A 14,291-nucleotide genomic window follows, 5' to 3' on the forward strand; every position below is an offset into this window, starting at 1 on the left:
TACTACAAGGACGGCTCCGCCCAGGCCCTCGGCGAGCAGGCCCTGGCCCGCGCCGCCCCCCACGACCCCGCCGCGGCCGGGGACCGCCGGTTAGTGTCAACGCGAAAGGGCAGCGCCCGCCCCCCCCCGCGCGCCCCCGGCGCCGGCCCGGCGGGAACTCGACCGCGGCAGCAACTTCGTCCGGCCGTCCATCCTGGAGGTCGAGGCCGCGGAACGCTTCCTGGCCACGGTGCCGACCGCCGAGATGGTGAAGTTCGCGAAGAACGGCTCGGACGCGACCACCGCGGCGGTGCGCCTGGCCCGTGCCGCCACCGGGCGTCCGCGGGTGGCGATCTGCGCCGACCATCCGTTCTTCTCCGTCGACGACTGGTTCATCGGCACCACGCCGATGTCCGCCGGCATTCCGGCGGAGACCAACGAGCTCACCGTGACGTTCCCCTACGGCGACCTGGCCGCCACGGAGGAGCTGCTCACCCGGTACGAGGGCGAGGTCGCCTGCCTGATCCTCGAACCCGCCGCCCAGACCGAGCCCCCGCCCGGGTATCTCGCCGGGCTGCGCGAGCTGGCCGACCGGCACGGCTGTGTCCTGGTCTTCGACGAGATGATCACCGGCTTCCGCTGGTCCGAGGCGGGCGCCCAGGGCCTGTACGGCGTCGTCCCCGACCTCTCCACGTTCGGCAAGGCGCTGGGCAACGGATTCGCCGTCTCCGCGCTGGCCGGGCGCCGCGAACTGATGGAGCTGGGCGGTCTGCGTCACTCCGGCGAGCGGGTGTTCCTGCTGTCCACCACGCACGGCGCCGAGACGCACTCGCTGGCGGCCGCGATGGCCGTCCAGACCGTCTACACCGAGGAGGGCATCACCGCGCGGCTGCACGCCCTCGGCGAGCGGCTGGCCGCCGGCGTCCGCGAGGCCGCCGCCGGCATGGGCGTCGGCGACCACCTCGTCGTCCGGGGCCGGGCCAGCAACCTGGTCTTCGCCACCCTCGACGAGAACGGGCAGCCCTCGCAGGAGTACCGCACCCTGTTCCTGCGCCGGCTCCTCGCGGGCGGGGTGCTGGCCCCGTCGTTCGTGGTGAGCAGCGCGCTCGACGACGCCGACATCGATCAGACGGTCGACGTGGTCGCCCAGGCATGTGCGGTGTACCGCAAGGCACTTGACGCCGCCGATCCCACCCCCTGGCTCGCCGGACGGCCGGTGAAGCCCGTGTTCCGCCGTCTGGTGTGACCTGAGGTGAGGTGACATGGCGTCAGCGCACCTCCCGGCGGGCGGTGTCGGCCGTGCGACCGGCCGTCCGGCCCGCGATCCGGCCTTTCTGCGCGCCGGTTGACCGGCCGGCTCTGCGGTCCGTGGCGCGGTCGGCTGTCCGGTGCGCCGTGTGGCCGGCGTTCCGGTCCGCCGTGTGGCCGGCTCTCCGGTCCTCCATGCGGTCGGCCGGCCGGTTCGCGGGACGGCCGGCCGGCGGCCGTCGCGTCGTCCCGTCGGTCCGGCGGTCCACCGGCCGGTCATCCGCCCGGCCGGTCGTCCGGTCCGCCGTCCGGTCGACCAGCCACGCGGCTGCCGGGACCACCGCCAGCGCGGTGCACCAGCCGCCGAGGGCGTCGGTCGGGTAGTGCGCGCCGAGGGCGACCTGCGCCCAGCCCATGGCGGCGCCGGCGGTCAGCGCCGCGCCGAGCACGAGTGCGGTGCCCGCGGTCCTGCCGAGGCCGAGCCGGCCGGTCGCGGTCAGCGCCACCGCGAGGGCGAGCGCGGTGGCGAAGGCGGTGTGGCCGCTCGGGTAGGACAGGTTCCCGTCGCCGTGAATGGTGCGCCCCACCAGGGACTTGAGCAGCGTCGCCGTGACCACGGCCACGGCGGCGCCGACGGCGACGAGCGCCGCGGCGCGGGGACGCCGAAGGAGCAGGCACCCCGCCATGAGGGTCACGACCAGTGCGGTCGCGCCGGCGGGCTCCCCCAGGAAGTCCAGTGCCAGAGCGACGCGCCGCCACGACGAGCCCACGTCGTACGCCGCTGTCCCGAGCCGCGCGTCCACCGGGCCGGGCTCGCTGTCACCGGCGTAGAAAACCCCGAGCGCGAGGACCGTCAGCGCGGCGAGGACCGCGGTCAGCGCGAGCTGTAATCGGAGTGCCGGGGGCACCACGGCGGCTTCCGCCTGACGCCAACTCCCCACCGACGAACCCCCGTTGTGTCCGACTCGGCCCGTACGCGAGCCTTTGTCACCCTAACCAAGAACGCGGGCGCGGCGCACCGGCGCCGGGTAAGGAGCGAGTCAACACTTGGCGAAGTCTCAGCCGGACGGCGCGATGGTGACCTTGACGTGTTTCATCAACGGCTGGTCGCTCTGGACGCTGTAGTCGCCGATCGCGCAGAGGACGTTCATCTCGGGCATGTAGCCGGCCGCGCAGCCGCGGGGAATGTCGTAGGGGATGGCCAGATAGCCGTCGAGACTGCGGTGGCTGCCGTCCTTGGCGGTGCTGACGATCTCGACCGGGGTGAACTCGGAGATGCCGCGTTCGCGCATGTCGTCCTCGTTCATGAAGACCAGCGTGCGCAGGTTCTTGACGCCCCGGTAGCGGTCGTTGTCCGAGTAGATCGTGGTGTTCCACTGGTCGTGGGACCGCATGGTGCCGAGCGCGAGGGTGCCGGGTTCGGGGATCACGTCGGGCAACGGGGCCGCGGAGAACTCGGCCAGGCCCGACGGGGTGAGGAAGACCAGTTCGCGGGCGGGCTGTTTGATCCGGAACCCGAGCGGCAGGCGCACGCGCCTGTTGCAGTCCTCGAATCCGTCGAGGACCCGGGCCATCGTGTCGCGGATGCGGTCGTAGTCCTCGATGTACCACTCCCACGGGGTCCCGCTGTCCGGGAGGGCGGCGCGCGCGATGCCCGCGATGACGGCCGGCTCGGACAGCAGGTCCTTGGAGGCGGGGCGCTTCATGCCGACGGACAGGTGGACCATGCTCATCGAGTCCTCGACCGAGGTGCTCTGGAGCCCGCCGCGCTGCTGGTCCTTCTCGGTCCGGCCCAGGCACGGGAGGATCAGCGCCCGGCGGCCGTGCACGAGGTGGCTGCGGTTGAGCTTGGTGCTCACCTGGACCGTGAGGTCGCAGTTGCGCAGGGCCGCGTAGGTGTACGGGGTGTCGGGCGCGGCGAGGGCGAAGTTGCCGCCCATGCCGACGAACACCTTCACGTCGCCGCGGTGCATGGCCCGGATGGTGGCCACGGTGTCCATGCCGTGCTCGCGGGGCGGGTCGATCCCGCAGACCTCGGCGAGCCGGTCCAGGAACTCCCCGGCCGGCCGGTGGTCGATCCCGCAGGTCCGGTTGCCCTGGACGTTGCTGTGCCCGCGCACCGGTGAGGGGCCGGCGCCCTCGCGGCCCAGATTGCCGCGCAGCAGAAGGAGATTGACGATCTCCCGTACGGTGTCGACGCCGTGCTCGTGCTGGCTGACGCCGAGGCACCAGCTCATGATGGAGCGGTCGGCGTCGCGGTACACGCGTGCCGCCTGGAGGATGCCGTCCCGGCCGATCCCGGACTGGCGCTCGATCGCGTCCCAGGAGGTGGCCTCGCAGACCGCGCGGTACTTGTCGAAGTACGCCGTATGACGGTCGATGAACTCCTGGTCCAGGGCCTTGGGATCCGTCGCGGACTGCTCCAGGATCGCCTTGGCCATCCCCCGCAGGAGCGCCATGTCGCCGCCGATGCGCGGCTGGAGGTTCAGGGTGCTGGTCCGGGTGGACTTGAGGACGGCCATGTCCGTGAAGTCGTGCGGGACGATGGTCCGGGTGGCGGCGGCCTCGATCAGGGGGTTGATGTGCACGATCTGGGCGCCGCGGTGGTAGGCCTCGGCGAGGGCGGTGAGCATCCTCGGCGCGTTGGAGGCGGCGTTGACACCCATGATGAACAGGGCGTCGGTGGTCTCCCAGTCCTTGAGGTCGGCGGTCCCCTTGCCGGTGCCGAGCGATGCCGTCAGCGCCCGGCCGCTGGCCTCGTGGCACATGTTCGAGCAGTCGGGCAGGTTGTTCGTGCCCAGTTCGCGGGCCAGGAGCTGGTAGAGGAACGTGGCCTCGTTGCCCAGGCGTCCCGAGGTGTAGAAGGAGGCCTGGCCGGGATCGTCGAGTTCGCGCAGCGTGCGCCCGGCGAGTTCGAACGCGTCGCGCCAGGCGATCGGCACGTAGTGGTCCGACTCCGGGTCGTAGACCATCGGTTCGGTCAGCCGGCCCTGGTCCTCCAGGGCGTAGTCGCTCCAGCCGGACAGCTCGGTCACCGAGTGCGCGGCGAAGAACTCGCGGCCGACCCGCTTGCCGGTCATCTCCCACGTGACGTGCTTGATGCCGTTCTCGCAGATGTCCAGGTGCAGGCCCTTGGTGTCGTCGGGCCACGCGCATCCCGGGCAGTCGAAGCCCGTGTTCTCGTGGTTCATGCGCATGATGGCGCGGGGGCCGTCCACGAGGGCCCGTTCCCGCACGAGGAACCGGCCCACGCTCTTGGCCGCACCCCAGCCGGCGGCCGGGTGATGGTACGGATGGAATTCCGGTTCGCCCTGCGGGTCGGGCCCGACGTGGGGCACCCGGCCGTCCTGTCCGTTCTGGGATGCGTTCAAGAGTCTCACCGACCTAGGTCGTGTCCGCACCTAGCACTGGGGTCGCCTTCCGTGGTTGGCGGCGTGCTTGCGGCGGCCCTTCTTCTTCCGGCGTCGCTTCGAGGACATGGGGCCTCCCTGGCTCACTCGTGACGCACGCGCGGGACAGCGCGAAGCGTCCTGAACTCCGGTGCCCCACGATTCCATACATCACATACCACCGCGATCCGACTCATCAGCGCACAAGCCTGCGTGGATATGCTGATACCACTCCGATTCGACTCAGACTGCGCACACCGAGGAGCAGGCATGGCCAGCGAACCGGCACCGATCAGCGAGGCCGCCCGGCAGGCACTGGAGCGGGAACGCGACGACCTGCGCACCGAACGCGCGACGGTCGCGGCGACCCTCCAGGACTCGGACGCGGAGGTGGGCGACCACGCGGACGCGGCCGACGAGTTGCAGCGCGCGGACGACCTGCGGCGCCTGGATGACCGGATCTCGCAGATCACCACACGGCTCGCCGGGGCGGACGTGGCGGGTCCCCCGCCCACGGACACGGTCGGCGTGGGCAGTACGGTCACCGTCCGGTTCGCGGACGGCACGACGGACACGGTTCAGATCGGCGAGGGGGCCGCGGTGCTGGACCGGACGCTCGTCACGGCCGACAGCCCGCTGGGGCGTGCGCTCCTCGGCCACCGGGCGGGCGACACCGTGGACTTCCAGGCACCCGACGGACCCGGCAGCGCGGTCGTGGTCTCCCTGGGCACGTAACCGCATGGCGGCGGGCCGACCGGAGGATCCGTGATCCGGAGTCCTCCGGTACGTTCGCGGCCCGCGGTGGGCCTCAGTCCCCGTAGCTGGAGGGCGGATAGGGGGCCCTGCCCCGCCGGGTGACATCGCCCGTCGGGATCCGGCCGGAGCCCACCTCCAGATCGATCTCCACGCGCTCGCGCCGGTAGGCGGCCTCGGGATCGTCCATGGGCCCGCCGAGCAGTCCGGCTTCCCGCCGCTCGCGGACCGTACGTGCGTAGAGCTCGTCGTCGTCGGACCGCAGGGGCATTCCCCTGTTGTGGGCGTGCTCCGGATCGCCTTCGACAGCCTGGTTGGACTTGTGGTGCGTCATGCGCAGCCTCCTCAAACGACTGCCCGGCGTCTCGCGAGCCCGGGCAGGTCCTCGGTGTCAGGAGTCCTCCGTCCCGTCGTTCGTCGTACGTCGGTCACTTCGCTGTGTCGCCGGCGGGCGCCGCGCTCCCCCGCTCCGCCTCCGCGCCGTCGCCCGAAGGCCCGTCGCCCGAGGCGCCGCCGGCCGCGGCGCCCTTGCGCACGGTGCAGCGCACGGAGCCGTCCCGGTCCTCGGCGACGATCGTGTCGCCGGGTTCGGCCTCGCCGCCGAGCATCAGCTCCGCGATGCCGTTGTCGAGCTCCGTCTGGATCGTGCGCCGGAGCGGGCGCGCGCCGAACTCCGGTTGGTGGCCGTGGGCGATCAGCAGCTTCTTGGCCGCCTCGGTCACCTCCAGTTTCATGCCCTGCGCGTGCACCCGGCGTTCGCTCCGGCCGAGGAGATGCCCGACGATCTGCGCCAGATCGTCCTCCTTCAGGCCGTGGAAGATGATGATGTCGTCGATGCGGTTCAGGAACTCGGGCAGGAACCGGGTCCGCAGCTCGTCCATCAACGCGTCCTTGAGATCGGACACATCGCCCTTGTGGTCCAGGATCCGGTGCGCGCCGATGTTGGACGTCATGATCACGACGCAGTGCCGGAAGTCGACGGTGCGCCCCTGACCGTCCGTCAGCCGCCCGTCGTCGAGGATCTGGAGCAGCGTGTTGAAGATATCGGGGTGCGCCTTCTCCACCTCGTCGAACAGGACGACGCTGTACGGCTGTCTGCGGACCTTCTCGGTCAGCTGCCCTGCCTCGTCGTACCCGACGTATCCGGGCGGCGCCCCGACGAGACGGGCGACCGTGTGCTTCTCCTGGAACTCGCTCATGTCGAAGCGGACCATGCGGCTCTCGTCGCCGAACAACTGCTCGGCGAGGGTCTTGGCCAGCTCCGTCTTGCCCACGCCGGTGGGGCCGAGGAAGAGGAAGGAACCCACGGGGCGGTTCGGATCGCCCATGCCGGCCCGGTTGCGGCGTACCGCCTGCGAGACGGCGGTGACCGCCTCGTCCTGGCCGACGATCCGGGAGTGCATCTCCTCCTCCAGCTTCAGGAGCTTCTCCTTCTCGCTGGCGGTGAGCTGGGACACCGGGATGCCGGTGCGCCGGGAGACGATGTCCGCGATGTCACGGGCGGTCACGGACACGACACCGGCGCGCCGCTCCTCGATGCCCGCGAGCTCGCCCTCCGCCTCGGCGATCCGCCCCTTGAGCTGTCCCGCGCGCTCGAAGTCCTCGGCGGCCACGGCCTGATCGCGCTCGCGGCGCAGCTTCGCGATGCGGTCCTCGCGTTCGGAGACCTCGGTCGAGCGGACGGCGCCGCGCAGCCGCACCCGGGCGCCCGCCTGGTCCATCACGTCGATCGCCTTGTCGGGCAGGAACCGGTCGCTGATGTAGCGGTCGGACAGTTCCGCCGCGGCGGCCAGGGCTCCGTCGGCGAAGCGGACCTGGTGGTGCGCCTCGTACGCGTCGCGGAGCCCTTCCAGGATCTGCACGGTCTCCTCGACCGACGGCTCGGGCACCATCACCGGCTGGAAGCGGCGTTCGAGCGCGGCGTCCTTCTCGACGTACTTGCGGTACTCGTCGATGGTCGTCGCGCCCACCACGTGCAGCTCTCCGCGGGCCAGAGCGGGTTTGAGCATGTTGCCCGCGTCCATGGAGCCCTCGCCGGTCGCACCCGCGCCGACGACCGTGTGCAGTTCGTCGATGAAGAGAACGATCTCCCCGTCCGACGCCTGGACGTCCTCGATGACCTTCTTCAGCCGCTCCTCGAACTGTCCGCGGTACTGGGCTCCCGCCACCATGCCGGACATGTCGAGGGAGACGACACGCTTGCCCTTGAGCGTGTCCGGGACGTCACCGGAGACGATGCGCTGCGCGAGTCCTTCGACGATCGCGGTCTTGCCGACGCCCGGCTCACCGATGAGCACGGGGTTGTTCTTGGAGCGCCGGGAGAGGATCTCGATGGTCTGCTCGATCTCCTCGGCGCGTCCGACGACCGGGTCGAGCCTGCCGGCCTTCGCCTCCTCGGTGAGGTCCCGTCCGAACTCGTCGAGGGTCGTGGCGGGCTTGTCGGGCTCGGCGGGGCGGCTTTCGGGACGGGCCGTGCGTTCCGTGAGACCCGCGAGCTTCTGCGCGTCCTGTCCGTCGGCGCGCAGCAACCGGGCGGCGCCGGTGTCGGCGTCGCCGAGCAGGGCGGCGAGGATGTGTTCGGGGCCGATGTAGGACACCCCGGCCGCCTGCGAGCGTGCGTACGCGGCGGCGAGGGTGCGCTTGGCCGCGGGGGTCAGGCCCGGCTCCGAGGACGGTTCGCTGCTCTCCCGGGGGAGGACCTCGGCGAGCTGGGCCGCGAGGGCGTCGGGGTCCAGCTCCGCGCGGGCCAGCAGCGAGCGGGCGGGTTCGACCTTCGTGGCGGCCCACAGCAGGTGCTCCGTGTCGAGGTCGGAGGTCCCGTCCTGCTGGGCGCGCTGTGCGGCCAGGTTCAGGAGCTCCTGCGAGGACTCCGTCAGCAGCCGTCCGATGGGTACGCGCTGCACGGCCGGTGGAGACGACGCGGGCGACATCCCGAAGAAGCGGTTCAGCAGATCACCGAAGGGGTCGGACGAGCCGAAACCGTAGGACGACATCGACATGGACAGCTCCCGGTGCGGCGACGAGTCCTTTCCACCATTTCGCGGCGCCTATTGGTCCGCAACCGGAGCGGCCATCCGCGCCGCGAGGGTCCTGGCCTGCGCGTTCATCCCGGTGAGGGCGGAACTCACCGAGGGGAAGCGGGCGTTGGTGAGCGCCGGAAAACGGGATACGGCCCGGCCCGCGGACCCCCGCGAGGGCCCGCCCCGCCCGGGTGACACGCGCGCACCCGCCGGGCTCAGACCGCTCCCCCGCCGGTGTCCCTGTCCCCGCCCACGTGCCCGTTCGTGTCCCTGCCCGAGTCGGTCGACGGGTCGAGTGCCACCACGGCCTCGTCCGTGTGGACGAGGAAGGTCAGGGTCTGGCGGAAGTACAGGTCGACACCCGTGGCGTCGTGGGCGGTGTAGCCGATGGCGAGATCCTCGCCGAGGCGCAGTTCGTAGTCGCCGCCCCGGGTGGTGAGCAGGAAGGCCCCCTCCACGGCGGGTGCCCAGATCAGCCGGCCGTCGAGCAGCCTGCCGAGGTGGGCGGCGACGGGATAGCCGTGGTCGGAGGTCTCGCTGACCGCCGTGTACGCCTCCGCCCCCAGCAGCAGCGCGTACGGGCCCTGCACGCCGGCCAGCCGGAGGGTGCTCAGGGCGTGGCTGACGGCGTCGGGGAAGTCGCACGGCTCCGCGGGAAGACGGAGCACGGGGTTGGACGTACGGGTGCGCAGACCGTCGACGCGGGCCGCCGCGTATCCGTTGAAGACGGTCTGGTCCTCGGCGAACGCCATGGTGCGGGCCGCGTCCTTGACCGGCTGCCAGTCGGAGTCCTGGGCGCCCCGGTCCACGTCGTCGACGGCGTCGCGGCTCACCCGGAACGGCACGGTGAGCTCGACCAGGGGCTGAACCTGGCGGAGCCGGGCCGCGACACCGGGTGACGGGCCGTCGATGCGGGACAGATGGCCGGTCCCGACGGCGGCGAGAACGGGCCCGTCGGGGCCCGTGACGTCCACGACGCGCCGGCCGGCGAGGTTGCGCCGGAACGTGCGGCGCGCCTCGTCCTCGATCTCGTTCCACGCGGCGGGCGTGACGGGTGCGAGTTCGCGGTGCAGGTTTCCGGTTCCGGCGGCGCCGGCGGTGGTGGCGTCGGGTGCGGTCGTCATGTGCGGACTCCTTTGAGGCTGCCGATCCCCAGTGAGCCGTCCGGCGTCGCGGCCTCGCCGTTCACGGCGGCGGGGCCGGCGGCGGGCTCGCGGGTCACGGCGGTCGGTTCCCCCGCGCCCTCGTCCGCCTCCCGCTCGCCGGGGGCGGCGGGAAGGTCGTCGAGAAAGCCGGCGGGCGGCACGTGGAAGAGGCATCCGGTGATCGCGGTCGAGAAGTCGAGGATGCGGTCGTGCGTGGCCCGGCCGTCTCCGAGGAACATGTTGCGCAGCATCTGCTCGGTCACCTCGGGGGTGCGCGCGTAGCCGATGAAGAAGGTGCCGAACTCGCCCTCGCTCAGGGTGCCGAACGGCATGTTCTCCCGCACGATCTTGCGTTCGTCGCCGTTCTCGTCGGTGACGGTGTTGCGGGCGACATGGGAGTCGGCCGGTTTGATCTCGTCGGGGAGTTCGGTGTTGGCGAGCTTCGTGCGCCCGATGACCCGCTCCTGCTCGTCCGACGGCAGCGCGTTCCAGGTCCGCAGGTCGTGCAGGTACTTCTGGACGATCACGTAACTGCCGCCCGTGAAGGCGGGATCCTCGTCACCGACGACCACGGCGTCGACGGCCGCCGGGCCCTCGGGGTTCTCGCTGCCGTCGACGAAGCCGAGCAGGTCGCGCTCGTCGAAGTACTTGAATCCATGGACCTCGTCGACCACCGTGACCGCGCCCTCCAGCCGTTCCACAATGAGCCGGGCCAGTTCGAAACAGAGGTCATGGCGGCGGGCCCGGAGGTGGAAGAGGAGGTCTCCCGGCGTGGCCGGGGCGCGGTGGCGCCGGCCCGTCAACTCCACGAACGGGTGCAGTTCCTGGGGCCGGGGACCGCTGAACAGCCGGTCCCAGACGGTCGATCCGATGCCGACGACACAGCCCAGTTCGTCGTCCGGGGCCCGGAAGGAGACGGAGCGGCGCAGTCCGGAGACGTCCTCCAGGAGACCGCGGACCGTGTCCTCGTGCCCCGGCGTGACGGTGACCACGAGGAACACCGTGGCCCTGGCCGGTCGGGAGATCACAGCCTGTGGCTCGGCCAAGAGTCGGCCTCCTCATGGGACGCGGAGGTGTCCGTCGCGCACGGACCGGACGGTTCTTGCTCCCATCCTGCTGCGTCCCGGGGCAAACCGCACCAGAACGGCTCGCTCCCCCGCCTGCGTCAGCCGCTCACGAGTCCGACGACGACATTGATGGCCGTGGCGAGGATGCTGGTGCCGAACACGTACGACAGGAGGCAGTGCCTCAGCACGATCGAGCGGATCTCCACGCTGGAGACGCTGGTGTCGGACACCTGGTAGGTCATCCCGAGGTTGTAGCTGAAGTAGAAGAAGTCGCGGTACGCCGGTGGGTCGTCCGTGTTGAAGTCGATGCCGCCGTTCCCGTCGTAGTACAGGTAGGCGTAGCGGGTGGCGTACATCAGGTGCAGGGCGGCCCAGGCCAGGAACACTCCGCCCAGGGCGGTCACGGCCACGGCGTCACCGCGGTCGGACCCGCCCCCGCGCAGGAGCAGCAGGGCGATGGCGCCCAGCCCGCACAGGGCGACCGCGACCACGACGAGTTCGTCGGTCAGCGGGCGCAGGTCCTCCCGGCACGCGCTGCCGCGGGTCGCCTCGGCGCTCATCGGCCACAGCACCACCCAGCCGGCCAGGACGAAGAACAGTTCCGTAGCGGCGATCCCGGCCAGCGAGCCCAGGAAGACGTCGTTCGAGAATCCGACGGCCACCCCGACCGCGGCACCGAGGATCAGCGAGATGATCAGGCGCGGCACGGCGTTCAGGGGCAGTCTCGGCAGGCTGGTCCTCATACGCCGTCACGCTAGGGCATGTCCGTGGCGTCCCGCCTGCCCGGCGGCGCCCGGCAGGTCCTGGCCCCGGGACCGCCCGGCCCGGTGGAGACGGCGGGCGGCGGGTCAGACGGGGAACAGCAGGCAACTGCTGGTGGTGTGGGCGAGCAGCCGGCCGGACGCGTCGAGGAGCTCCGCCTGGGCGAGCGCGGTGCGGCGGCCGCTGTTCAGGACGGTGCCTACGGCGTGGACCCTGCCGGTGTCCACGGTGACCGGGCGCAGGAACTTCACGTTCAGGTCGAGCGAGGTGTAGCCGGTGCCCCGGGGCAGCACGGACTGCACCGCACAGCCCGCCGCGGAGTCCAGCAGGGTGGCGTAGATGCCTCCGTGGACGCTTCCGATCGGGTTGTAGTGCTCCTCCCCCGGGATCAGGGAGAAGACCACCCGGCCGTGCTCGACCTCTTCGAGAATTATGCCGAGGGTCGCGGAGATCGGCGGTGCGGGGAGCCGTCCGGCCTGCATCTCGCGGAGGAAGTCGAGACCGCTGTAGCGGGCGACGGCGTCCGCGCAGACGGCCGGGTCCTCCCAGTCGTACGTACGAGACCTGCCCATGCTTCTCCCACACTCCCCGCTCGGACGATCTGACTCTGTTTTTCACAGTCAGCCGGTACGACAGAAGTTAGCCAGCGCCACACCTGGCTGTCAATCTCACAGTCAGCCTACGATGGGGCTCATGACGTGGCTCGACACCAGTACCGAGAACTGCACGGTCCAGCGGACGCTCGACCTGATCGGCGAGAAGTGGTCGATGCTGGTCCTGCGGGACGCGATGAACGGCGTACGGCGCTTCGACGACTTCCGGCGCCATGTCGGGCTCTCCGAGAGCGTGTTGGCGGACCGGCTGCGGAAGCTGGTCGCGGCCGGGATCCTGGACACCGTGCCGTACAGCGAGCCCGGCAGCCGCGCCCGTAACGAGTACCGGCTCACCCGCAAGGGCTGGGACCTGTGGCCCGTCATGATCGCCCTCAAGCAGTGGGGCGACCGCTACACGGCGGATCCCGAGGGGCCGCCGCTGGAGGTCGTGCACGCGGACTGCGGCGAGCAGGTGCGCGCGGCGGTCGTGTGCGGGGCCGGACACGGCACGCTGATCCCGCCGGAGGCCCGGACCCGCCCGGGCCCGTCGGCACGACAGGCGGAGCCCGCCGCCCGGCCCGCTTCCGGTCGGTGAGGCACCCGGGCCCCGCTCCCGGCGGTGTCACCCGGTCCCGCTCCCGGGCGGTGAGGCACCCGGGCCCGCCGCCGGGGCGGTGAAGATGTTTGGGGCGCCTTCGGACGGCGAACCGGAGGGGACGCCCGGCACGAAACGGGCCGGGACACAGGCCGCCTCGTGGTGCTGGGGCCCGGCTCGTGGCAGCGTGACCCCATGAGGGCTGTCCCGGCACGTCGGACATGGACGTCCGCCGCGCGGGCATCCGGTTCCGCGTGACCGGCGATGCGGTGCCCTCTCGGACGGCGGCCGCGGTGCCGGACGGACCGACCGGTGGAGGAACGATGAGCACGGAGACGGGGCCACCGGCCCGCGAACGATGGGCGGCGAGAGCCTCGCTCGCGGCGGCGGCGCTCGCCGTGGCACTGCCGCTCGCCTTCGGGGGCGTACGCGGCCTCCTGCTCCTGCTCGCCGCTCTCGCGGCCATGGCCGTCGCGGCCGCGGCGCTGTGGTGGGCGCTGACCCGGCGCGGCCCGGTGCGCTGGATCGCGGGCCTGCTCGCCGTCGTGCTCCCGCTCGCCGTCGTCGTGGTCCTCGCGATCACGCTGCTGTGGACCCTGCTGCTGTCCCCCGTGCTGTGGATCGCCGCCGTGTGGTGCGGCCGCTACGCGCTGCGCAGCGCCCGCGGCCGGGTCAGGTCCATGAAGGAGCACCGCACTCCGCCGCCGCGACGGCCGTTCGTCATCATGAATCCCCGGTCCGGGGGCGGCAAGGTGGAGCGGTTCGGTCTCGTGGAGAAGGCCGAGCGGCTGGGCGCCCATGTCGTGCTCCTCGACCCGGAGCGGCACCAGGACGTCACCGAGCTGGCTCGGCGGGCGGTCGCGGACGGGGCCGACCTGCTGGGCGTGGCGGGCGGCGACGGGACGCAGGCGCTCGTCGCCGCGGTCGCCGCCGAACACGGTCTGCCGTTCCTCGTCGTCTCGGCCGGCACCCGCAACCACTTCGCCATGGACCTCGGCCTCGACCGCGACGACCCCGCCACCTGCCTGGACGCGCTGAAGGACGGGGTGGAACTGCGGGTGGACCTCGGCTTCGCCGGAGAGCACCCGTTCGTCAACAACGCCTCCTTCGGGGCCTACGCGGCGGTCGTCCAGGATCCCGCCTACCGGGACGACAAGATCGGCACGATCCTGGAGCTCCTGCCTGACCTGCTCACCCGCCAGCGCGGACCCGAGCTGACCGCCCACGCCGCCGGCACGACGCTGGAGGCGCCGCAGGCCGTACTGGTGAGCAACAACCCCTACCGCACGAACGACCCGGCGGGTCTGGGCCGGCGCGAGCGGCTGGACTCGGGGCTGCTCGGGGTTCTCGGCGTCAAGGTGGACAGCGCGGTCGAGGCCGCCGCCCTGCTGCTCTCCCCCGTCCCGCACGGCCTGTCGGTCCTCACCGCGCGCGAGGTGGTCGTGACCGCCGACGGCGGCGAGCTGGAGGCCGGCATCGACGGCGAGGCCATGGTCCTGCCCACCCCGGTCCGCTGCCGTGTCGAAGCGGGCGCGCTGCGCGTACGTGTCCCGCGCAAGCGCCCGGGCGTCCCCGCGGTCCAGCCAACCCTGGACTGGCGCCGGCTGATGGCCATGGCCCTGCTCGTGAGCCGCACGGCCGGTGTGCACCGCCCGGGCCACGGACCGGGGCGGGCGGACGGGAGCCGTTGACGGCGTCCGCCCCGGACGCCGGAGAGTCCGTCTCCGGTCCGCGGTCTTC

10 protein-coding genes and 2 pseudogenes are annotated in these 14,291 nt (G+C 71.9%); 4 read left to right on the plus strand and 8 right to left on the minus strand.

Annotation, left to right across the window (positions count from 1 at the left end; genetic code table 11):
• Positions 1-145: 145 nt before the first annotated feature.
• A pseudogene (locus tag ACFXGX_RS25705) lies at positions 146-1,225 on the plus strand (glutamate-1-semialdehyde 2,1-aminomutase); the annotation flags it as partial.
• A gap of 265 nt (positions 1,226-1,490) precedes the next feature.
• On the opposite strand, the pseudogene ACFXGX_RS25710 reads toward ACFXGX_RS25705, so the two are convergent.
• Together ACFXGX_RS25710 and ACFXGX_RS25715 are read right to left on the minus strand one after the other, a co-directional pair.
• Positions 1,491-2,168, minus strand: a pseudogene (locus tag ACFXGX_RS25710) (phosphatase PAP2 family protein); the annotation flags it as partial.
• 117 nt (positions 2,169-2,285) lie between these two features.
• On the minus strand, positions 2,286-4,598 hold the full coding sequence (locus ACFXGX_RS25715) for an FdhF/YdeP family oxidoreductase (protein WP_384795344.1): 2,313 nt from the start codon (positions 4,596-4,598) through the stop codon (positions 2,286-2,288).
• Between the two features lie 288 nt (positions 4,599-4,886).
• Between ACFXGX_RS25715 and ACFXGX_RS25720 the strand changes: the two genes are divergently transcribed.
• Positions 4,887-5,351 (plus strand): GreA/GreB family elongation factor, encoded by a 465-nt coding sequence (locus tag ACFXGX_RS25720; RefSeq protein WP_384795346.1) that lies wholly within the window; start codon positions 4,887-4,889, stop codon positions 5,349-5,351.
• Positions 5,352-5,424: 73 nt separating this feature from the next.
• Here the strand turns inward: ACFXGX_RS25720 and ACFXGX_RS25725 are convergent, their stop codons facing one another.
• The 6 genes from ACFXGX_RS25725 to ACFXGX_RS25750 all read right to left on the minus strand — a co-directional run bounded on the left by ACFXGX_RS25725 (position 5,425) and on the right by ACFXGX_RS25750 (position 11,935).
• The gene (locus ACFXGX_RS25725) at positions 5,425-5,703 is read right to left on the minus strand and encodes a hypothetical protein (protein ID WP_384795348.1); all 279 of its coding nucleotides are present in this window, start codon (positions 5,701-5,703) and stop codon (positions 5,425-5,427) included.
• 94 nt (positions 5,704-5,797) lie between these two features.
• Positions 5,798-8,368 carry an ATP-dependent Clp protease ATP-binding subunit gene (locus tag ACFXGX_RS25730; protein WP_384795350.1) on the minus strand — a complete coding sequence of 857 codons (2,571 nt, stop codon included), beginning with the start codon at positions 8,366-8,368 and terminating at the stop codon, positions 5,798-5,800.
• Between the two features lie 236 nt (positions 8,369-8,604).
• Positions 8,605-9,513: a family 1 encapsulin nanocompartment shell protein gene (locus ACFXGX_RS25735; protein ID WP_384795352.1), complete on the minus strand. Its 909-nt coding sequence runs from the start codon at positions 9,511-9,513 to the stop codon at positions 8,605-8,607.
• Positions 9,510-10,580, minus strand: a complete 1,071-nt coding sequence (locus ACFXGX_RS25740; RefSeq protein ID WP_384795354.1) for a Dyp-type peroxidase — start codon at positions 10,578-10,580, stop codon at positions 9,510-9,512. The genes ACFXGX_RS25735 and ACFXGX_RS25740 overlap by 4 nt, the downstream gene beginning before the upstream one ends.
• A 119-nt stretch (positions 10,581-10,699) precedes the next feature.
• On the minus strand, positions 10,700-11,344 hold the full coding sequence (locus tag ACFXGX_RS25745) for a DUF1345 domain-containing protein (RefSeq protein ID WP_384795356.1): 645 nt from the start codon (positions 11,342-11,344) through the stop codon (positions 10,700-10,702).
• Positions 11,345-11,449: 105 nt separating this feature from the next.
• Entirely contained in the window at positions 11,450-11,935 is a 486-nt protein-coding gene (locus ACFXGX_RS25750) for a PaaI family thioesterase (protein WP_384795358.1), read from the minus strand.
• A 121-nt stretch (positions 11,936-12,056) separates the two neighbouring features.
• Here ACFXGX_RS25750 and ACFXGX_RS25755 point away from each other — a divergent pair, with 121 nt between their 5' ends.
• Together ACFXGX_RS25755 and ACFXGX_RS25760 are read left to right on the plus strand one after the other, a co-directional pair.
• On the plus strand, positions 12,057-12,551 hold the full coding sequence (locus tag ACFXGX_RS25755; RefSeq protein WP_384795360.1) for a winged helix-turn-helix transcriptional regulator: 495 nt from the start codon (positions 12,057-12,059) through the stop codon (positions 12,549-12,551).
• Between the two features lie 323 nt (positions 12,552-12,874).
• Entirely contained in the window at positions 12,875-14,242 is a 1,368-nt protein-coding gene (locus ACFXGX_RS25760; RefSeq protein WP_384795362.1) for a diacylglycerol/lipid kinase family protein, read from the plus strand.
• Positions 14,243-14,291: the final 49 nt, after the last annotated feature.

Source organism: Streptomyces sp. NPDC059371 (assembly GCF_042751995.1).
GTDB lineage: Bacteria > Actinomycetota > Actinomycetes > Streptomycetales > Streptomycetaceae > Streptomyces.

Bases quoted from the DNA above. Each gene is read 5' to 3' on its own strand.
- ACFXGX_RS25720 (WP_384795346.1), top strand. From the start codon at position 4,887: ATGGCCAGCGAACCGGCACCGATCAGCGAGGCCGCCCGGCAGGCACTG.
- ACFXGX_RS25725 (WP_384795348.1), bottom strand. From the start codon at position 5,703: ATGACGCACCACAAGTCCAACCAGGCTGTCGAAGGCGATCCGGAGCAC.
- ACFXGX_RS25730 (WP_384795350.1), bottom strand. From the start codon at position 8,368: ATGTCGATGTCGTCCTACGGTTTCGGCTCGTCCGACCCCTTCGGTGAT.
- ACFXGX_RS25735 (WP_384795352.1), bottom strand. From the start codon at position 9,513: ATGACGACCGCACCCGACGCCACCACCGCCGGCGCCGCCGGAACCGGA.
- ACFXGX_RS25745 (WP_384795356.1), bottom strand. From the start codon at position 11,344: ATGAGGACCAGCCTGCCGAGACTGCCCCTGAACGCCGTGCCGCGCCTG.
- ACFXGX_RS25750 (WP_384795358.1), bottom strand. From the start codon at position 11,935: ATGGGCAGGTCTCGTACGTACGACTGGGAGGACCCGGCCGTCTGCGCG.
- ACFXGX_RS25755 (WP_384795360.1), top strand. From the start codon at position 12,057: ATGACGTGGCTCGACACCAGTACCGAGAACTGCACGGTCCAGCGGACG.
- ACFXGX_RS25760 (WP_384795362.1), top strand. From the start codon at position 12,875: ATGAGCACGGAGACGGGGCCACCGGCCCGCGAACGATGGGCGGCGAGA.